Below are 20289 nucleotides of genomic sequence, written 5' to 3'. Positions count from 1 at the left end.
CGAGCTCGGCGTCATTCCGAAGGAGGACGTAGAAGCGCTGCGCGCCAAGGCGAGCTTCGATATCGACCGCATCTCCGAGATCGAGCTGGAGACGCGCCACGACGTCATCGCGTTCACGCGCGCGGTGTCCGAGACGGTCGGACCGGAGCGGAAGTGGGTGCACTACGGCCTTACCTCGACGGACGTCGTCGATACGGCGCTCGGCTATCTCCTCAAGCAAGCGAACGAGATCCTCGAAGCCGACATCATCCGATTCATCGATATTTTGAAGGAGCAAGCCGTTCGCTACAAGGACACCGCGATGATGGGCCGCACGCACGGCGTGCACGCGGAGCCGACGACGTTCGGCCTGAAGCTCGCGCTCTGGTACGAAGAGATGAAGCGCAACCTCGAGCGGTTCCGCCACGCGGCCGACGGCGTGCAATTCGGCAAAATTTCCGGCGCAGTCGGCACGTACGCGAACATCGACCCGCACGTCGAGGCGTCCGTGTGCAAGAAGCTCGGCATCAAGCCGGCGCCGATCTCGACGCAGACGCTGCAGCGCGACCGCCACGCCGAGTACATGGCGACGCTGGCGCTCGTGGCTACATCGCTCGACAAGTTCGCGACGGAGATTCGGGCGCTGCAGAAGTCCGAATTCCGCGAAGTCGAGGAGCCGTTCGCCAAGGGCCAGAAGGGCTCGTCGGCGATGCCGCACAAGCGCAACCCGATCGGGTGCGAAAACATCTCCGGCCTCTCGCGCGTCATCCGCGGCCATATGATCACCGCGTACGAGAACGTGACGCTGTGGCACGAGCGCGACATCAGCCATTCGTCGGCGGAGCGCGTCATCCTGCCCGACGCGACGCAGCTGCTGAATTACATGCTGAATCGTCTCGGCAACATCATCAAGAACCTCACCGTATTCCCGGAAAACATGAAGCGCAACATGGAGCGCACATACGGCGTGCCGTTCTCCGGCCGCGTCATGACGAAGCTGATCGACAAGGGCTGGAGCCGCGAGCAGGCGTACGATACGGTGCAGCCGCGCGCGATGCAGGCGTGGGAGACGCAGCGCCAGTTCCGCGAGATTATCGAAAACACGCCGGAAATTACGGCCGCGCTGAGCGCGGAAGAGATCGCGGACGCGTTCGACCCGAGCTGGCATCTGAAGCACGTCGACACGATTTTCCGTCGGCTCGAGCTGATCTAAGGAGGCGCGGCAGACGTGACCAACAACGTGCCCGAAGCGATTTCCACCGCCGTCCCATACGTCCAGGCGCCGCTCGTTTATAAAGGAAAGGTGCGCGAGCTGTACGACCTTGGGGAGCATTTTCTCATCGCGGTAACCGACCGCATCTCCGCCTTCGACTACATCCTAAAGCCGGCCGTGCCGGACAAAGGCAACGTACTCAATCGGATGAGCGTGCATTGGTTCGAGGAGACGGAATCGATCGTCGCGAACCATCTCGTCCACGCGGACGTCGACAAGCTCGGCGGCTACGTGACCGACAAGGAAGTCTTGCGAGATCGAATCATGGTTACGAAAAAGGCCCGCCGCATCGACATCGAATGCGTCGTGCGCGGTTACTTGACCGGCGGCGGCTGGCGGCAGTTCGTCAAAACCGGCGCCGTGAACGGCATCGAGCTCGCCCCCGGCACGCGCAAGAACGCGCGGCTGCCGCAGCCGATCTTCACGCCCGCAGCGAAAAACGACGTCGGCCACGACGAAGACATCTCCTTCGAGGAGATGCAGCGCCAGGTCGGCGCCGAGCTCGCCGGGAAGCTGCGCGACGTCAGCCTCCGGCTGTACGAGTACGCGCACGGGCGCCTAAAGGAGCGGGGCATTATTCTTGCCGACTGCAAGTTCGAGTTCGGGCTCTTAGACGGCGAGCTCATCCTGATCGACGAGCTGTTTACGCCGGATTCCTCGCGCTTTTGGGCCGAGGAAAACTACGCGCTCGACATCGAGATCGACTCGATGGACAAGGAGCCGGTTCGTACGTACCTCGCGAACTCGGATTGGGACAAGGAAAGCGAGCCGGGCCCGCTGCCGGACGCGGTCGTCGCGGAGACGACGAAGCGGTACAGAGAAATCTATCGCCGGATTACCGGCGTCACGAGATAACATTTTCTAGAGGAGGCTGGACGAGAGCCATGAAAGCGACGGTATTCGTAACGGTGAAGGAAAACGTGCTCGACCCGCAAGGCAAGGCGGTGCAGGGGGCGCTTCATTCGATGGGCTTCGACGAGGTCGGCGAGGTTCGCATCGGCAAGTACATGGAGCTGAACCTCGACACGAACGACGCGAAAGTCGCGGAGGAGCGCGTGCGCACGATGTGCGAGAAGCTGCTCGCGAATACGGTCATCGAAGACTACCGCTTCGAGCTGAAAGGGGAGTAAGGCATGTCCGCGATGAACGTAGCGGTGCTCGTCTTCCCGGGCTCGAACTGCGACATCGACTGCTACAAGGCGGTCGAGCATACGATCAAGCAGCCGGTGGAGTACGTATGGCACCAGGCGACGGATCTGTCGAAGTTCGACCTCATTCTCGTGCCGGGCGGCTTCTCGTACGGCGATTACCTGCGCTCCGGCGCAATCGCGCGTTTCTCTCCGGTGATGGAGGAAGTGCGCAAGGCGGCGGAGGCGGGCAAGTACGTGCTCGGCATCTGCAACGGTTTCCAAATCTTGCTCGAGTCCGGGCTGCTCCCGGGCGCGATGCGGCGCAACAATTCGCTCAAGTTCAAGTGCGCGCCGACGACGCTCGAAGTCGCGAACAACGATACGGCGTTCACGCGCGAGTACGCGGCGGGCGAGAACATTTCGATTCCGATCGCGCACGGCGAAGGCAACTATTACTGCGACGACGAGACGCTGGCGCGCCTTGAGGCGAACCGCCAAGTCGTCTTCCGCTACTCCGGGGAAAACCCGAACGGCTCGGTCGCCGACATCGCAGGCATTATCAACGAACGAGGCAACGTGCTCGGCATGATGCCGCATCCGGAGCGGGCGGTCGACGAGCTGCTCGGCTCGAAGGACGGCTCGCGTATGTTCACGTCCGTATTGGAAGCATGGAGGGGGTCCGCACATGGCGCAGCAGCTCGCTAACCTGGAACCGACGGCGGAGCAAATCCGCGATCAGCAGCTCTATAAGCAGATGGGCATGACGGACGCGGAATACGAGAAGGTCATCGGGCATCTCGGCGGCCGGCTCCCGAACTACACCGAGATCGGCGTGTTCAGCGTCATGTGGTCGGAGCATTGTTCTTATAAGAATTCGAAAGTCGTCTTGAAAAAGTTCCCGATCACAGGGCCGCGAGTGTTAATGGGACCGGGCGAAGGCGCGGGCATCGTCGACATCGGCGATAAGCAAGCCGTCGTCTTCAAGATCGAATCGCATAATCACCCGTCCGCCATCGAGCCGTACCAGGGCGCGGCGACGGGCGTGGGCGGCATTATTCGGGACATTTTCTCGATGGGGGCTCGTCCGGTCGCTTTGATGAATTCTTTGCGCTTCGGCAAGCTCGAGAACGAGCGCGTGCGCTACTTGTTCGAGCATGTCGTCAGCGGCATCGCGGGCTACGGCAACTGCATCGGCATCCCGACGGTCGGCGGCGAGGTCATGTTCGACGAGGCGTACGAGGGCAATCCGCTCGTCAACGCGATGTGCGTCGGGCTCATCGATCACGACGACATCCAGCGCGGCATCGCGCAGGGCATCGGCAACCCGGTGTTCTACGTCGGTCCGGCGACGGGCCGCGACGGCATCCACGGCGCGACGTTCGCGTCGGAGGAGCTGACGGCGGAGTCGGAGGCGAAGCGTCCGGCGGTCCAGGTGGGCGATCCGTTCATGGAGAAGCTCGTGATGGAGGCCTGTTTGGAGGTCATCGACCGCGGGCTGGTGCTCGGGATTCAGGATATGGGCGCGGCGGGACTCACTTGTTCATCGGCCGAGATGGCGTCGAAGGCGGGCAACGGCATGGAGCTGTGGCTAGACAAGGTGCCGCAGCGCGAGCCGGGCATGACGGCGTACGAGATGATGCTCTCCGAATCGCAGGAGCGCATGCTGTTCGTCACGACGCCGGACCGCGAAGCGGCGGTGAAGGAAGTGTTCCACCGCTGGGGATTGTTCTGCGAAATCGTCGGCAAGGTGACGGACACGGGGCGGTTGACGCTGATCCATCACGGCGAAGTCGTCGGCGATATGCCGGTGACGGCGTTGGTGGACGACTGCCCGATGTACCACAAGCCTTCCGCCGTGCCGGAGTATTACGTGCGCAACGGCTCCGTCGATACGCTTCGGTACCCCGAGGTCGTTGATCTCGAGGGCGCGTTGTTGAAGGTGCTCGCGTCGCCGACGGTCGCGTCGAAGGAATGGGTGTACGGCCAGTACGACCATATGGTGCGGACGGCGACGATCGTGCGCCCGGGCTCCGACGCGGCGGTCGTTCGCGTGGACGGTACGCGCAAGGGTCTCGCGATGACGACGGATTGCAACGGTCGGTATGTGTACTTGGATCCGGAAGTGGGCGGACGCATCGCCGTCGCGGAGGCGGCGCGCAACGTCGTCTGCTCCGGCGGCGAGCCGCTTGCGTTGACGGATAATTTGAATTTCGGTTCGCCGGACAAGCCGGAAATTTTCTGGCAGCTTGAGAAGGCGACGGACGGCATGTCCGAAGCGTGCCGGGTGCTTGATACGCCGGTCATCGGCGGAAACGTGTCCTTGTACAACGAAAACGCGCGCGGCGCGATTTACCCGACGCCGGTCATCGGCATGGTCGGCCTCGTGCACGACGTCGAGCACGTGACGACGCAGGCGTTCAAGTCGGCTGGCGACGTGATTTTCCTGCTCGGCGAGACGTTCGCGGAGCTTGGCGGCAGCGAGTTCCAATTGGTCGTGCACGGCGTGACGGAAGGGCGTCCGCCGCAGATCGACCTCGAAGTGGAGAAGCGGTTGCAGAAGGCGGTCCTGTCCGCGATCCAAGGGGGGCTGGTGTCTTCCGCGCACGACTTGTCCGAGGGCGGGCTGGCCGTCGCTTTGGCGGAGAGCTGCATCTCCGGCGGCATCGGCGCGAACGTCGATTGGACGGTCGCCGGCCTGCGCAACGACGTTGCGCTGTTCAGCGAATCCCAATCGCGGCTGCTGTTGTCTTGCCGTCCGGATCAAGCGGACGCGCTGCAGATGCATCTCGTCGAAGCGGGCGTGCGCGTCACTCGACTCGGCACGGTCGGCGGCACGAAGCTGAACGTCATGGTAAACGGCTCCGCCGTACTCGACGTCGACGTCGAGAAGCTTGAAACTACATGGAAGGACGCGATCCCGTGTCTGATGAAGTAATGTCGTCTCCGTCCCGGGCGCCGCTTCGACGCCCGGCCTCGCCGGAGCAGTCGTCAAGGCGCACTCACTCCTCTATCCCGCAGCTGTGGACGGGCGACTACTTCAACGAAGGCGTCGACGACCGCGAGTTTTTCGATAAGCTGCGCGAGGAATGCGGCGTGTTCGGCGTCTGGAACCATCCGGACGCTGCGTCCCTATGCTACTACGGTTTGCATGCGCTGCAGCACCGCGGGCAAGAGAGCGGCGGCATCTGTACGGTGCATCGCCGGGAGTTCCACTATCACCGCGGCATGGGGCTCGTGAAGGAAGTGTTCGACCAGCCGCGGCTCGAGTCGCTGCCGGGCAAGGTCGGCATCGGCCACGTCCGGTATTCGACGGCAGGCGAGAGCAAGCTGGCGAACGCGCAGCCTCTTGTCTTTAAGTGGCGCGACGGGGATCTCGCCGTCGCGACGAACGGCAACATCGTGAACGCGCCGGACATTCGGCGCGAGCTCGAGGAAGCCGGCTCGATTTTCCAGACGACGTCGGACACCGAGGTCGTGGCGCATTTGATTGCGCGGTCGAAGGCGCCGTCGATCGAGGATGCGGTACGCGAATCGCTGCGGCGGCTCAACGGCGCGTTCGCGTTCGTGTTCATCACGAACGATAAGATGGTCGCGGCGCGCGACCCGCACGGCCTGCGGCCGTTCGTGCTCGGGCGGCTCGGCGACGCGTGGCTGTTCTCGTCCGAGACGTGCGCCTTCGACGCGGTCGGCGCCGAGTACGTGCGGGACGTGGCGCCGGGCGAGCTGCTCGTGTTCGACGCTTCGGGCGTACGCGAGGAGACGTTCGCGGAGCCGGCGCCGCGGCGGGCGGTGTGCTCGATGGAGTACATCTACTTCGCCCGTCCGGACAGCGACGTCGACGAGGTGAACATCCATACGGCGCGCAAGAAGATGGGCAAGCGGCTTGCGCGCGACTCGTTCGTCGACGCGGACGTCGTCACCGGCGTGCCGGACTCGTCGATCTCCGCGGCCATCGGCTTCGCGGAGCAGACGGGCATCCCTTATGAATTGGGTCTGATCAAGAACCGGTACACCGGCCGGACGTTCATCCAGCCGTCGCAGGAGCTGCGCGAGCAGGGCGTGAAGATGAAGCTGTCCGCCGTGCGCAAGGTCGTCGAGGGCAAGCGCGTCGTCATGATCGACGACTCGATCGTTCGCGGAACGACGTCCCGCCGCATCGTGAACCTGCTGCGCGAGGCGGGCGCGACCGAGGTGCATGTGCGCATCACGTCGCCGCCTTTCGCGAACCCGTGCTTTTACGGCATCGATACGCCGACGCGGGGCGAGCTGATCGCCTCCTCGAATTCGGTGGAGGAAATCCGGCAGCTCATCAACGCCGACTCGTTGTATTTTTTGAGCAAGGAAGGCCTGATGGACTCGATCGGCGCCGCCCCCGGCGCGGACGGCGAAGGCGGCCTGTGCATGGCTTGCTTCGACAACAAGTACCCGACGCTGTCGGAGGCGGAAGCCGAGCAAGCCGTCTGCGGCAGCTGCTGACGGCTCGCCCCGGCGGGCTCGCCGGCGGTAACGGGTCGCGCCGTCGCTGCAGCGAAAGTTATTGCGCTACAGCGTCGGATTCGGCGGGAGCGGCCGTCGTTACCGGAGTTTTCCGGTAAATGCGGCGCCAATGACCCGGAATGACCCGAGTTACCGGAGTTCTCCGGTAAATGCGGCGCAAACGGCCCGGAATGGCCCGAGATACCGGAGTTCTCCGGTAAATGCGGCGCAAACGGCCCGGAATGACCCAAGTTACCGGAGTTCTCCGGTAACTGAGCTGCTCGGCGGAGGAAGATTCATTTTCGAATGAGGTGACTAGGCTCGTGTCAGAAGCATATAAGCAAGCCGGCGTCAATATCGCGGCCGGCAACGAAGCGGTGGAGCGGATGAAGCGCCACGTCGCCCGCACGACGCGCCCCGAAGTAATCGGCGGTCTCGGCGGGTTCGGCGGGCTGTTCGCGATGGACCGCGAGAAGTATAAGGAGCCGATCCTCGTCTCCGGCACCGACGGCGTCGGCACGAAGCTGAAGGTCGCGTTCGCGGCGGACAAGCACGACACGGTCGGCATCGACGCCGTCGCGATGTGCGTCAACGATATCGTCGTACAAGGCGCGGAGCCGTTGTTCTTCCTCGACTATCTCGCGGTCGGCACGCTCGAGCCGGGCAAGGTCGAGAGCATCGTCGCCGGCGTCGCGGAAGGCTGCGTGCAGGCCGGCTGCGCGCTGATCGGCGGCGAGACGGCCGAGATGCCGAGCATGTACCAGGACGGCGAGTACGACATCGCGGGCTTTACGGTCGGCGTCGTCGAGAAGTCGAAGATGATCGACGGCAGCGGCATCCGCGCCGGCGACGCCGTCATCGGTCTTGCGTCGAGCGGCGTGCACAGCAACGGCTTCTCCTTGGTGCGCAAGCTGCTCCTCGACAGCGGCAAGTACGGCGTGAACGACGTCGTGCCGGCACTAGGCGAAGGCGTCTCGCTCGGCGAAGCGTTGCTCGCCCCGACGCGCATCTACGTCAAGCCGGTGCTGAAGCTGATCGAGTCCGTCGCGGTGCGCGGCATGGCGCACATTACGGGCGGCGGCTTCATCGAAAACATCCCGCGCGTGCTGCCGTCGAACGTCAACGCGCACATTCGTCTCGGCTCGTGGCCGATGCCGCCGATCTTCGGCCTGCTTCGCGCCGAGGGCTCGCTGACGCATGACGATTGCTACCGGACGTTCAACATGGGCATCGGGTACGTCATCGTCGTGCCGGCGGACGAGCGCGAGGCGGCGATGAACGCATTGACCGCCGCGGGCGAGACGCCGTATGAAATAGGGGTTATCACCGAAGGCACCGGCGTCGTCACCTTCGAAGGAGCCGAGGCGTAACATGGCCCAACGCAAGCGGATCGCCGTATTCGCCTCGGGCTCCGGCTCGAACTTCGAGGCGGTGGCGACGGCTGCCGCCGGGGATGCCGACTCGCCTTACGAAGTCGCGCTCCTCGTCTGCGACAAGCCGGGCGCCCGCGCGATCGAACGCGCGGAGCGCCTCGGCGTGCCCGTGCTCGCGGTGCGTCCGAAGCAGTACGACTCGCGAGAGGCGTACGAGGCGGACGTCGTTCGCGAGCTGCGCGAGCGCGGTATCGACTTCGTCGTGCTCGCCGGCTACATGCGCCTAATCACCGCTACGCTGCTCGACGCGTTCCCGAATCGGATTCTTAACATTCATCCTTCGCTGTTGCCTGCTTTCCCGGGGCTGCATGCCGTCGAGCAAGCGCTGGCGTACGGCGCGAAGGTGGCCGGGGTGACGGTGCATTACGTCGACGGGGGCATGGACAGCGGCGCGATCATCGCGCAGGAGGCGATCCCGGTTCGATCGGACGATACGCCGGAGACGCTGTTCCCGCGCGTGCAGGCGATCGAGCACCGGCTGTACCCGGCCGTCGTCCGCGCGTTCGCGGAGAATCGCATCCGCCTCGACGGCCGGCGCGTTACGATCGAGGGCGGCCTGCGCTTCGACTGAGCAGAGGGAAACAAGTTGGAAAGGCTCGCGGAGAGCGTAGTTCGTAATAGCTAGCTAGCCGTCGCGACGCAGCCCGGGGTACGTGCACGGCGAGACGGGACAGAAGTTTGCCGCAGCGAAAGGTCGACGGCCTGAATACTCAACGACATCGAAGGTTAACCCCGCGAAGGAATGAGACGAAACGCTCGAAACCCGACCGCGGGGCATACATATATCCAAACAAATCTAGGAGGTACCTATTGTGGCGAACAAAAGGGCGCTCATCAGCGTCTCGGACAAAACCGGCATCGACGCCTTCGCGGCGGAGCTGGTAAAGCTGGGCTTCGAAATTATTAGCACCGGCGGGACGAAGACGCTGTTCGAGAGCAAAGGCATTCCGGTAACGGGCATCAGCGACGTGACGGGGTTCCCGGAAATTCTCGACGGACGCGTGAAGACGCTGCACCCGGCGGTGCACAGCGGCCTGCTCTCCGTGCGGGACAGCGAGGAGCACCGAAAGCAGATGCAGGAGCTGAACCTCGGCTATATCGATCTGGTCGCGGTGAATCTATATCCGTTCCAGCAGACGATCGCGAAGCCGAACGTATCCTACGAGGACGCCATCGAAAATATCGACATCGGCGGTCCATCCATGCTGCGAAGCGCCGCTAAGAACCATGCCTTCGTCACGGTTGTCGTCGACGCGGCGGACTACCCGCAGGTGCTCGAAGAGCTCCGGACGCACGGCGATACGACGCTCGATACCCGGAAGAAGCTGGCCGCCAAGACGTTCCGCCACACCTCCGCCTACGATGCGCTTATCGGAGACTACCTCACGACGAAGCTCGGCGAGACGCTGCCGGAGCGAGTGACGGTTACCTACGAAAAGGTGCAAGACCTCCGCTACGGCGAAAATCCGCATCAAGCGGCTGCCTTCTACAAGAAGCCGCTCGCCGGCGCGGGCAGCCTCGCGAACGCGGAGCAGCTGCACGGCAAGGAGCTAAGCTACAATAACATTAACGACGCGAACGCGGCGCTGCAGATTTTGCGCGAGTTCACCGACGAGCCGGCGGCCGTCGCGGTCAAGCATATGAATCCGTGCGGCGTGGGGATCGGGAGCGACATTTTCGAAGCCTATACGAAAGCCTACGAAGCCGATCCGACGTCGATTTTCGGCGGCATCGTCGCGCTCAACCGTCCGGTGGACGCGCAGACCGCAGCGAAGCTAAACGAAATTTTCCTCGAGATCGTCATCGCGCCGGACTTCGCGCCGGAGGCGCTCGAGACGTTGACGAAGAAGAAGAACATCCGACTCCTCAAGCTTCCGTTCGTGCCGACGGAGGACAAGTACGTCGTCACGTCCGTCGAAGGCGGCATGCTGCTGCAGGAGACGGACAAGAAGCAGCTGACGGCGGCGGACCTGAAGGTCGTCACGGAGCGCGCGCCGACCGAGGAAGAGCTGAAGCAGCTGCTATTCGCGTGGAAAGTCGTCAAGCACGTGAAGTCGAACGCGATCGCGCTCGCGAACGGAAACATGACGATCGGCATCGGCGCCGGTCAGATGAACCGCGTCGGCTCGGCGCGCATCGCGCTCGAGCAGGCGGGCGAGAAAGCGCAAGGCGCGGCGCTCGCGTCCGACGCGTTCTTCCCGATGGGCGACACGGTCGAGCTCGCGGCGAAATACGGCGTGAAGGCGATCATCCAGCCGGGCGGCTCGATCAAGGACGAGGAATCGATCGCGGCGGCGAACGCGGCCGGCATCGCGATGGTGTTCACGGGCGTTCGCCACTTTAAGCACTAAATCTTTTTCCGGGAAAAGGGGACGACACGCGCATGAACATTCTCGTAGTAGGCCGCGGCGGTCGCGAGCACACGATTTGCTGGAAGCTGAGCCATAGCCCGAAGGTGAGCAAGCTGTACTGCGCGCCGGGCAACGCCGGCATCGCCGAGGTGGCGACGAACGTGCCGATCAACGAAGGCGAGTTCGACAAGCTGACGGCCTGGGCGAAGGACAATGCCATCGACCTCGCTGTCATCGGCCCCGAGGATCCGCTGTTCGAAGGCATCGCGGACGCGTTCGAAGCGGCGGGCATCCGGGTGTTCGGCCCGAGCAAGGCGGCGGCGATCATCGAAGGGTCGAAATCGTTCACGAAGGACCTCATGAAGAAGTACGGCATCCCGACGGCGGCGTACGAGACGTTCGCGTCGTTCGACGAGGCGCTCGCGTACGTGAAGGCGCAGGGCGCGCCGATCGTCATTAAGGCAGACGGTTTAGCTGCGGGCAAGGGCGTCACCGTCGCGCAAACGCTGGAGGAAGCCGAAGAGGCGCTCCGAACGATCATGCTCGATAAGGCGTTCGGCCAGGCGGGGGATAAGGTCGTCATTGAGGAGTGCCTTTTCGGACAAGAAATGAGCATTCTCAGCTTCGTCGACGGCGAGACGGTTCGCCCGATGCCGGAAGCGCAGGACCATAAGCCGATCTTCGACAACGACAAGGGCCCGAACACGGGCGGCATGGGCACGTATTCGCCGGTGCCGCACATGCCGAAGTCGGTGTACGACGAGGCGGTGCGCACGATCATCGAGCCGACGGCGCGGGCGATGGTCGCCGAAGGCCGGTCGTTCCGGGGCGTGCTGTTCGCGGGCCTCATGATCACGCCCGAGGGCAAGCCGAAGACGATCGAGTTCAACTGCCGCTTCGGAGACCCTGAGACGCAGGTCGTGCTGTCGCGCCTCGAGTCGGATCTGCTCGAGCTGTTCCTCGCGACGGTGGAAGGCCGCCTCGCGGAAGTGCAGCCGAAGTGGAGCGACGAGTCCGCGGTATGCGTCGTGCTCGCCGCCGGGGGCTACCCGGGCAGTTACAAGAAGGGCGACGTCATCGAGGGGTTGGATGCGGTGACGGAGTCGACCGTGTTCCACGCGGGCACGTCGCTGGACGCGGAAGGCCGCGTCGTCACGAACGGCGGCCGCCTGCTCGGCGTTACCGCCACGGGCGCGACGATTGACGAAGCCCGCCGCAAGGCGTACACCGACGTCGACCGCATCCGCTACGAGGGCAAACAGTACCGGACGGATATCGGCAAGAAAGCGTTGTAAGTGCGGTAGGAGCGTTGCTTCTTTTGGGGGCGGCGCTCCTTTTGTTTATGGGCGGATTCGTTGCCGTTCCGAGGAGCGGAAATCAGGTGTTATGGAGTACAATTGCGCAAACTGGCGTTTAACCGCAAAGGGGTTAGTTTATGGATGAGCGAAGCTTTAAGGAATATCAATTAAGCGAGACGATTCTCCGCGCCTTGGATCACTTGGGATATGAGAAGCCGACGGAAGTGCAAAGCAGCGTGATCCCTCCCGCGCTCGAGAGAAAGGATATGACCGTGAAATCACGTACGGGCAGCGGAAAAACCGCGGCTAACGGCATCCCGATCTGCCAAATGGTCGAGTGGGAGGAAAGCCGGCCGCAGGCTTTGATTTTGACGCCGACGCGCGAGCTTGCCGATCAAGTCACACAGGACATCTTGAATATCGGCAAATATAAACGGATCAAGGCTATCGCGATTTACGGGAAGCAGCCCTTCGCCAGGCAAAAGATGCAACTGACGTACCGAAACCACGTTGTCGTCGGTACGCCCGGCCGGGTGATGGATCATATCGAGAAACAAACCGTCGACCTGGAGCAAGTGAAATTCCTTGTCATCGACGAAGCCGACGAAATGCTGAACATGGGATTTATCGAGCAGGTGGAGAACATTATCCGCGAACTGCCCAAGGATCGAATGACCATGCTGTTCTCGGCGACGCTACCCAAAGACGTCGAGAATTTATGTCACCGGTATATGAATCAGCCGCTGGACATCGAGGTAAAGACAGTGGGGAAAGCGACGAGCCAAATCGAACATTCGCTTTATACGGTCAAAGACGAGAACAAGCTTCAGCTGCTTCGGGCCGTCACCGTGGTCGAAAATCCGGACAGCTGTATAATCTTTTGCCGAACGCAGACCCGAGTCGAGGTTGTGTTTCAAGAATTGGACAAGCGGGGATACCCTTGTAACAGAATTCATGGCGGAATGGAGCAGGACGAACGCTCGCACGTTATGAACGCGTTCAAGCGAGGGGAATTCCGCTATTTGATCGCGACGGATGTAGCCGCGAGAGGAATCGATATCGAAAGCATCAGTCTTGTGCTGAACTACGACCTTCCATTGGAAAATGAAAGCTATGTGCACCGGACGGGCCGAACGGGCCGGGCCGGCCATACGGGGAAAGCGATCTCCTTCGCGACGCCGAACGAGGAGAAATTCGTGAACAACATCGAAAAATATATCGGGTTCGAGATCCCTAGGAAAACAAGTCCTTCCAAAGAAGCGGTGACGGAGGGGAAGGCCGCTTTCGAAGCGAAGATGCAAAAGCAGACAGCCCTAAAGAAGGACAAGGGCTCCCGTTCGGGTCAAGATGTCATGAAGCTGTATTTTAACGGCGGGAAGAAAAAGAAGATCAGAGCCGTGGACTTGGTCGGCACGATCGCCAAGATCGAAGGCGTATCGGCGGAAGACATCGGAATTATCACGATAGAGGAGAACGCTTCCTATGTGGATATTCTCAACGGGAAAGGCCGACTAGTGCTTCATATGATGCAGGATACGACGGTTAAAGGGAAACTGCTTAAGGTGCAAGAAGCGAACAGGGCGTAGAATGACCTGCGGTAGTCTAATAAATACGGCGCGGGCTGCCCGAGCCGCGCTCGCGGACAGGAGTATCGCCGTTTCCGTCGAATACGTTCCATATCATTATTAAGGGGATACGACACGGAATGAAAGATACGCTCCGCAAATATTTAACGCGCTTTACGACGCTCGACGATACCGAGCAAGCAGCGATCCTAAACGAAATCAAGGTTGCGGCGTTCCCGAAAGGTACCGTTCTGCTGCGGCAGGGCGAAGCGCCGCGGGAATGCTTTTTCGTCATAAAGGGCTGTATTCGCCAATACGCGGTCGACGAAGCGGGGCGAGAAATTACGTCGAATTTTTACACGGAGGAGCAAGCCGTGATGATGCTCGACCGGCATCATGTCGATGCTACGTCCAAATATACGTACGCTTGCGTGGAGGATTGCGAATTGGTGGTAGGGGATTTGAGCGCGGAGCAGGCGATGTACGCGAAGCACGGCCAACTCGAGCATATGACGCGGCGGATGATCGAGCTGAACTTCGCAAGCATGCAGGAGGAGTTCGCCGCCTTCGTCGCGTCGTCGCCGGAGGAGCGGTTCGCGTCGCTGCTGCGGAGGCGGCCGGGGCTCGTCGACCGCGTGCCCCAGCATCAGTTGGCGAGTTATCTCGGCATGACGCCGGAATCGCTCAGCCGCATCAAGAAACGGCTTCCCCGCCTCTAAATAGCAGCCATCCCGCAAGCGCCAGCTCGCCCGCGATCATGGGCAGGCTGAACGCCTTTTCCAGGAGAGAGACGGTTGCGCCGTACTGCGGCAGAAACGCCGAGCCGAGGTGAACGACGGCGTAGCCGGCCGCAGCGAACAGGAGAAGAAGGCCGACGAACTTCGGGATGCGAGAGGTGCGAAGCGTCGTCCAACCGAGCACCGCCAGATGCGCGGCGAAGACGATCAATCCGATCGACCAGACGAGCTCGAACGTCGCGAGGCCGAGCGCCGCGAGCGCCGCCGCCGTCTCCGTCGGCAAAGATGCCGGATTCCCCGGCGCAGGCGAGCCTGTCAGCAGCGAGACCGCGGCAAGGCAGCAGATCGCGACGCCCAGAACGGCTGCATACGCGAGGCGCATCCAAGCGGCCAACAACGCCGAACCGGCATGGACGGGGCGCAAATACCAATACAACGCCCATGCCGCGACGATATCGCAAAGCAAAATGACAAACCAACCGAATAAGCCGGCCCGAAAGAGCGCGTCCGCCGAGACGAGGCGCTCGAAGGTGGCGGCGGCATCCCCCGGCACGATCAAACTTGCGTGAACGGCGCCGTACGAGAAAGCCGCGGCCGCCGCCATGACGAGCAGCGAGACGCCGGCCGTCGTGGCCGCGATCCGTTGATCCATATGAATTTCCTCCCGGAATTCGAATGTAATTTTGAGGTTTATTGTACCGGGAAGCGGGAGGGCGCGCATTGACTTTCGTCAAGAGGGGGGAATTCCCAGTTCGGTCGTGCAGGGAGTTGGGAAGCGCTTGCAGAAAATAAGCAGGAACGAATTCATCCGGGGAGGCGTACGAACGAATGTACTTGCGCGTATACGTTCGGCTGCGCGAAGGCGATGCTTGCGTGGTGACGCGGGAGAATCATCCCTTGCAGGGGGAAGTCGTCGAATTCCGCCGGTTGGAGTACTGCATGCAGCAACCCGTCTATGTGTTTCGCGCGGCGGACGGGTGCCGCGTCGCGCTGCCGAGCGAGTTCGATTTCGTGACGCTTCCCTATAAGGAAAGCCTTCGTTTCCTGATCGATCTGGCGTTGGACACAGGGGACGAAGCGTGGGCAAGGGAACTGACGGATCGGTTGCTGTACCTTTCGCAGGCATAAGAACAGCCCTAGACGCACTCGCCTAGGGCTGGCCGACTAGGGGCGTTACGCACGTACCGGCTGCGTCGCGAACCGGCGCGCGGCTTCCTTCGCGGCCGCGATCGCTCGCGATTTGATCGCCTCGGCTTGATCCTGCTGCTGCGCCATCCCTTCGACGACGATCGTCTCCACGTCGCGGATGCCGATAAACCCGAAGATCGTGCGCAAGTACCGATCCCCGAACTCCATGTCCTTCGCCGGCCCCTCCGAATAGATCCCGCCCCGCGCCTGAATGTGGACCGCCTTCTTGTCCGTCAGCAAGCCGACCGGGCCTTCCGCCGTATACCGGAACGTCTTGCCCGCGATGCAGATCGTATCGATGTACGCCTTCACGAGGGGCGGGAAGCTGAAGTTCCATAGCGGCGTAACGAATACGTATTTGTCCGCGGCGATGAATTGGTCGGTCAGCTGGTTGATGCGGGCGACCTTCGCTTTCTCGTCCTCCGACAGCTCGTCGAACGCTTTGCCCTGCTGCAGCTTGCCCCATCCGCTGAACACGTCGGTATCGATGTGCGGAATATGGGTTTGATACAAATCGAGCTCGACGATGTCGGCGTCGGGCTTCTCGCCGCGATAGGCATCAAGGAACGCTCGCCCGACCGAGAGGCTGTACGATTGCTCCTCGGCCTTCGGATTGGCGGTAATGTACAACAACTTCTCCATAGGGACCCCGCTTTCTTTGAAAATGTTACTCCTCCGACGGCTCCGGGAAGATGTCTTTGCCGTACTCGAACACATACTCCAGCGGCTGGACGGGACCGGCCGGTCCGGCTTCCGCGCCTCCCTCCAGGAACGCATCCTCCAACGGGATGTCTTTGCCGTAAATAAACAAGGGAAATCCCTCCTTCCGAGAGAAGTATTCCCCTGCGGCGCGAAAGCATGCGCAAGCCGCACGTACGCGATAACGCAAAAAAAACATGCGCGCTTCGACGAACGAAGCGCGCATGAAAGATGTAGGTTGTTCTATTATTGCGTGCTGGACGCGATCGTCATTTCCAGCTTGCGGACGCGGTCGAACGCGGCGCGAAGAACGCCGATCCCGATGCCGGGATACAGCTGGATGAGCTTCGACAGCGCATCGCCGTTCAGCGACAGGATGCGAAGCTCCCCGCCGGCGGCCGTTCCGCTCGCCGTCGTCAGCGTGCCGTATAACGACGAAGATTCTCCGTACACGGCGTTCGGGCCGAGCTCGGACACTTTGAATTGTTCGCCGGCCGGCGTCTGCACGGTGACGTCGACGCGTCCTTCGACGACGACGCCCATCGTCTTGTTGGCCGTGCCTTGCGTGAAGATGCGGGTGCCCTCCGGGTGGAAGCGCTCCTCCGCGATCTCCGCCACGCGCCCCAATTCGTCCAGCGACAGCTGCGAGAAGAAGGGCACTTGCTTTAAGAAGACGACTTTTTCGAGTAAACCGAACAATTGCCGCTCGTCCTTGTCCTTGCCCATTCGGCGTTCCTCCTCTCCTTCGAATGCATAAGCCGCGAGCCGTTCCAGCCACGGATCGCGGCTTTCCCTCGCCGCCCGCAGCGCATCGGCTGCCGGGTCGGCCGGCAGTGCCGGCTCCTCGTCCCAAGACGACAGCTGCCGCAGCAAGGCGGCCGTCAGCCGGCCGTCCCCGACGCCTTCGGCGAGCGCCTCGATGCCGCTGTCGCGCACCTCTTCGTCCGCGTCCTCCGTCGCGGCCCGGATCGCCTGCGCGACGGTATCGTCCATCAGCCGCGCCATCACGGCCCAAGCGGCGTCGAGCGCGATGCGCCGAAGCTCCTCGAGCCGCAGCTCGGCGATCCCCGCGAAGCCGTCGTCGGCGCGCGCCCGCAGCGCCGCGGGCAGCGGCCGGTTGCTCCACAGCGATTGGAGCATCCGAACCGCCTCCGGCACGAGCGACTGGCGGCAGCCGTCCTCGCTCAGCATCGACGCGAGCGTACGCACCGCGACGGCCCATACGCGGGGCGGGGCGTCGGGCAGCGCCGCCAGCAGCGGCGGGACGATGTCGTCGCCCATTCGAATCCAAGCGTCCTTCGTCGCCTCCTGCAGCATCGGTTCCGCCCGCTCCAGATGCTCCAGCAGCAGCGGAACGGCCGGCGTGTGGCGGAGCAGGCCCAAGCTTTCGATCGCCGCCGCGCGAAGCGCCGGGCTCGGGTCCTGCAGCAGCCGCACGACCTCGGGGAGGTACCGATCCAGCTTCAGCTCGCCCACGGCGTTCACGATCGCGACGGCCGATTCGCCGCCCTCCTGCAGCAGCCGCTCGATGCGCTCGCAGCAGGCACCGAAGCTCGCCTCGTCTTTCAGCAGGAACAAGGCTTTCACCGCTTCGGCCAGGACGAGCGGATGGTCGTCCTGCAGCTTCGTCCGCACCCACCGGGCCGCGTCGCCGACCGCGGCGTTCGCCCGGCCCATCAGGCGAATCGCCTCCGCCCGCACGTGATGGTCGGGGTCGTCCAACAGAGCGGCGACGCGGGAGAGCGCCTCCGGCCCCGCCGCCGACGCATCCAATGCGCGAAGGGCGGCCATCCGGAGCCGGGAGCTCGGATGCGTCAACAGCTGCAGCAGCTTCGGCTCGAAGCCGCCGGGCCGATACCGGCGGATGAGCTCTAACGCGACCTCGCGTCCGTAATCGTTCGGATGGTCGAGCATCTCCGCCAGCAGCGCGGGGAAGCGGGCGTGCCGCGAAAACTCCCGGAACGCGTCGGCGGACACGCCGTCCGCCGCCGTCATCGACTGCACGCTTCGGATGAGCTCGCGCATGTATAGCTGCCTTCCGTATCGGGCGAGCAGCACGAGTCCTCCGGCCGCGGCCGCGCCGACCCAAGCCAACGTACGCAAATCCATGCCGAGGCCGGCATGAAGCCATTGCAGCAGCGCGCCGAGGGCGATGCCGGCCGACGCGGACACCCCCTGCACGACGTAGCGGAAGCCGTCCCGCTGCGAGATCGGGAGCAGCTTGAAATACATCTGGTTCGCCGGCTCCGCGAAATAGTACAGCAATAAATAATAGAACATGTACGATAGCGAAATCGCGTACAGAATGACCGGGGTCGGCAGCGACAGCGCGACCAAGAGAAAGCCGGCTCCGAACACCGCGGAGATGGCCACGAGCATGTTCGAAGGCCCGATCCAAGCGGATATCCGATTCGAAAACGCTTGCAGCGCCAGCGCAAGCGTAAAAAGCAGCGCGGTGACCAGGCCGAAGAATGCGCCGAACTCGGATTCGTTCGTATAGATGGCGCGCGTCACGTTCAAGAATTCGTACTCCATCAGGAAGTACAGCGCAGGCATGGCGGTCATGACGGCCATGGCAACCAGCATGTACGGCCAAGTGAACGACTTCTTGTAGTAGTATGTAGACGCGTTGATGTCCGTCTCGCCGTCGCCCGACCCCGTCGCCTTCAAGGTGAGCGGCACCAAGTAACGGTGAATCGCCTTCCAGTAATTCGGCGCGCCGGCCAGCAAAAACAGCGGCGCGAGCACATACACCGCGTCGGGGCCGAGCAGCGGGCTGACGCCGAGCGCAAGCAGGCCGGCCACGATGCCGCCAGACGCCGCGCCGGAGACGAATAACGGCATCAGCCGCTTCGATTGCTGCGTAGGGCAAAGGTCGATGGCGAGGCTCCAAAGCAAAATCGTCTGCTGCCTCACGACGAAGCTGGAGGACAGGAAGAGGAACGGGTAATACCAGCGAACCTCCGCGCCCGTCAGCCGGAAGCAGAGAAGCACGGCCGCGTTGACCGCGACGACGGCGAATAAAATCAGAAACATCGCGCGCATCAGCTGCGGCTTCGTGAGCTTGCCGGTCAGCCAGGACAGCAGCCAAGCTTCGACGGGCAGGATGACCGCCTCGGCCATATACACGTAAGGCAAATACTCGCTGCCGAGTCGCTCGTTAAACAGCGTGACGTAACCGTTGAACGTCAGCATCTCCGCGATGCCGCACAAGAAAAATATCGGCCCGAGCGCGAATAGCTTTCGATGATCCTCCGGTTTGACGCCCGCCCATCTGAGAAGTCGATCGTTCATATCGTAGTTCTACCTCTTCTAGTCGTCGGTTTTTTCGGGCGTTCCTTGGGTATGCCGTGGCTCTGCCTACCATTATAATGACTATAGGAAGAAGTGACTATAGAAAGTCCGAGTCTTTCGGCGCAGGGGACGACTTTTGGGGCGGGTCAATTGCGGATTCGGGCGGAAGGAAGGGGCAGCGGATGCGAAAGCGGACGTTACGGGTGCCGGCGTCGGTGCTGGCGAAGTGCGGCATGCTGGGAGAGACGGGAGCGGCTTGGCTCGACGGACTCGGCGACCTCGTCGAGCGGCTCGAGCGGGAATGGGGCATCGCGGCGGGGAACGCCATGAGCGGAGGCTCGGAGGCGTTCGTGGCGGAGGCGACGACCCGAGATGGGCGCAGCGTCGTCTTGAAGCTCGCCATGCCGGAGATGGAAGGGAACGGTTCGTTCGAAAACGAAGCCCTCGCCCTTCGCCTCGCGGACGGCCGCGGGTATGCGGCATTGATCGCCTGCGACGCGCCGGGCCGCGCGATGCTGCTGGAGCGGCTCGGGGAGCCGCTGAGCGAAGCGGGCCTGCCGCCGGAGGAACAGCGGTCCGCGCTGTGCGCGGCGCTCCGCGCGTCTTGGGCGAAGGTGCCCGACGGCGCGCCGCTGCCGACGGGCGCCGCCATAGCCGACTGGCACGCAGGCTTTATCGCCGAGCGGTGGGGGGCGCTTCAGCCGCCGTGCGGCCGGCGCGCGCTCGACCGGGCGCTCGCGTTCGCGGCGTCCCGGCGGGCGGCGTACGACCCGGCCTCGTCCGTCCTGGTTCATGGGGACGCGCACAGCGGCAACGCGCTGCGCGACGTCTCGGGGGAGGGGCGGGCGTGGAAATTCGTCGATCCG

Annotated in this window: 18 protein-coding genes; 14 read left to right on the top strand and 4 right to left on the bottom strand. The window is 62.9% G+C overall.

Annotation, left to right across the window (positions count from 1 at the left end; all coding sequences use genetic code 11):
• The 12 genes from purB to VEZ38_RS18785 form a co-directional block, all read left to right on the top strand.
• Positions 1-1192, top strand: a 1192-nt coding sequence (gene purB, locus VEZ38_RS18840) for an adenylosuccinate lyase (RefSeq protein WP_324896263.1), incomplete at its 5' end; no start/stop codon positions are given.
• 15 nt (positions 1193-1207) lie between these two features.
• Positions 1208-2107 carry a phosphoribosylaminoimidazolesuccinocarboxamide synthase gene (locus VEZ38_RS18835; protein WP_324896261.1) on the top strand — a complete coding sequence of 300 codons (900 nt, stop codon included), beginning with the start codon at positions 1208-1210 and terminating at the stop codon, positions 2105-2107.
• A gap of 29 nt (positions 2108-2136) precedes the next feature.
• Positions 2137-2382: a phosphoribosylformylglycinamidine synthase subunit PurS gene (gene purS / locus VEZ38_RS18830; RefSeq protein ID WP_309123399.1), complete on the top strand. Its 246-nt coding sequence runs from the start codon at positions 2137-2139 to the stop codon at positions 2380-2382.
• 12 nt (positions 2383-2394) lie between these two features.
• Entirely contained in the window at positions 2395-3087 is a 693-nt protein-coding gene (gene purQ, locus VEZ38_RS18825) for a phosphoribosylformylglycinamidine synthase subunit PurQ (RefSeq protein ID WP_324896265.1), read from the top strand.
• A complete protein-coding gene (gene purL, locus VEZ38_RS18820) occupies positions 3068-5317 on the top strand; it encodes a phosphoribosylformylglycinamidine synthase subunit PurL (protein ID WP_324896257.1) in 2250 nt (749 codons plus the stop codon). Before purQ ends, purL begins: the two co-directional genes overlap by 20 nt.
• Positions 5284-6858, top strand: a complete 1575-nt coding sequence (gene purF / locus VEZ38_RS18815) for an amidophosphoribosyltransferase (protein ID WP_414694740.1) — start codon at positions 5284-5286, stop codon at positions 6856-6858. Before purL ends, purF begins: the two co-directional genes overlap by 34 nt.
• Positions 6859-7181: 323 nt before the next feature.
• Positions 7182-8228, top strand: coding sequence for a phosphoribosylformylglycinamidine cyclo-ligase (purM, locus tag VEZ38_RS18810; RefSeq protein ID WP_324896254.1), 1047 nt, complete (start codon positions 7182-7184; stop codon positions 8226-8228).
• Position 8229: 1 nt separating this feature from the next.
• Positions 8230-8862: a phosphoribosylglycinamide formyltransferase gene (purN, locus tag VEZ38_RS18805; RefSeq protein WP_324896252.1), complete on the top strand. Its 633-nt coding sequence runs from the start codon at positions 8230-8232 to the stop codon at positions 8860-8862.
• A gap of 241 nt (positions 8863-9103) precedes the next feature.
• The gene (purH, locus tag VEZ38_RS18800; RefSeq protein WP_324896250.1) at positions 9104-10642 is read left to right on the top strand and encodes a bifunctional phosphoribosylaminoimidazolecarboxamide formyltransferase/IMP cyclohydrolase; all 1539 of its coding nucleotides are present in this window, start codon (positions 9104-9106) and stop codon (positions 10640-10642) included.
• A gap of 32 nt (positions 10643-10674) precedes the next feature.
• Positions 10675-11937, top strand: coding sequence for a phosphoribosylamine--glycine ligase (gene purD, locus VEZ38_RS18795; RefSeq protein ID WP_324896248.1), 1263 nt, complete (start codon positions 10675-10677; stop codon positions 11935-11937).
• Between the two features lie 140 nt (positions 11938-12077).
• Complete coding sequence (locus VEZ38_RS18790; protein ID WP_324896246.1) at positions 12078-13526, top strand: DEAD/DEAH box helicase; 1449 nt, start codon at positions 12078-12080, stop codon at positions 13524-13526.
• A 119-nt stretch (positions 13527-13645) separates the two neighbouring features.
• Positions 13646-14224 carry a Crp/Fnr family transcriptional regulator gene (locus tag VEZ38_RS18785; RefSeq protein ID WP_324896244.1) on the top strand — a complete coding sequence of 193 codons (579 nt, stop codon included), beginning with the start codon at positions 13646-13648 and terminating at the stop codon, positions 14222-14224.
• On the opposite strand, the gene VEZ38_RS18780 is transcribed toward VEZ38_RS18785, so the two are convergent.
• On the bottom strand, positions 14199-14894 hold the full coding sequence (locus VEZ38_RS18780) for a DUF4386 domain-containing protein (RefSeq protein WP_324896243.1): 696 nt from the start codon (positions 14892-14894) through the stop codon (positions 14199-14201). The two genes, VEZ38_RS18785 and VEZ38_RS18780, sit on opposite strands and share 26 nt — an antisense overlap.
• A 176-nt stretch (positions 14895-15070) precedes the next feature.
• Between VEZ38_RS18780 and VEZ38_RS18775 the strand changes: the two genes are divergently transcribed.
• The gene (locus VEZ38_RS18775; protein WP_324896241.1) at positions 15071-15370 is read left to right on the top strand and encodes a hypothetical protein; all 300 of its coding nucleotides are present in this window, start codon (positions 15071-15073) and stop codon (positions 15368-15370) included.
• A 45-nt stretch (positions 15371-15415) separates the two neighbouring features.
• Here the strand turns inward: VEZ38_RS18775 and VEZ38_RS18770 are convergent, their stop codons facing one another.
• The 3 genes from VEZ38_RS18770 to VEZ38_RS20685 all read right to left on the bottom strand — a co-directional run bounded on the left by VEZ38_RS18770 (position 15416) and on the right by VEZ38_RS20685 (position 19423).
• Positions 15416-16072, bottom strand: coding sequence for an FMN-dependent NADH-azoreductase (locus VEZ38_RS18770; protein WP_324896239.1), 657 nt, complete (start codon positions 16070-16072; stop codon positions 15416-15418).
• 25 nt (positions 16073-16097) lie between these two features.
• A complete protein-coding gene (locus tag VEZ38_RS18765; RefSeq protein ID WP_324896237.1) occupies positions 16098-16241 on the bottom strand; it encodes a hypothetical protein in 144 nt (47 codons plus the stop codon).
• A 134-nt stretch (positions 16242-16375) separates the two neighbouring features.
• On the bottom strand, positions 16376-19423 hold the full coding sequence (locus VEZ38_RS20685; RefSeq protein WP_324896235.1) for a HEAT repeat domain-containing protein: 3048 nt from the start codon (positions 19421-19423) through the stop codon (positions 16376-16378).
• Between the two features lie 182 nt (positions 19424-19605).
• Here VEZ38_RS20685 and VEZ38_RS18755 point away from each other — a divergent pair.
• A partial coding sequence (locus tag VEZ38_RS18755) for an aminoglycoside phosphotransferase family protein (protein ID WP_324896233.1) occupies positions 19606-20289 on the top strand: 684 nt, incomplete at its 3' end.

It is taken from the genome of Paenibacillus sp. (assembly GCF_035645235.1).
In the GTDB taxonomy this organism is placed as follows: domain Bacteria; phylum Bacillota; class Bacilli; order Paenibacillales; family YIM-B00363; genus Paenibacillus_AE.
The sequence above is the reverse complement of the archived record's forward strand: the minus strand, read 5'-3'. Positions and strand labels throughout refer to the sequence as shown.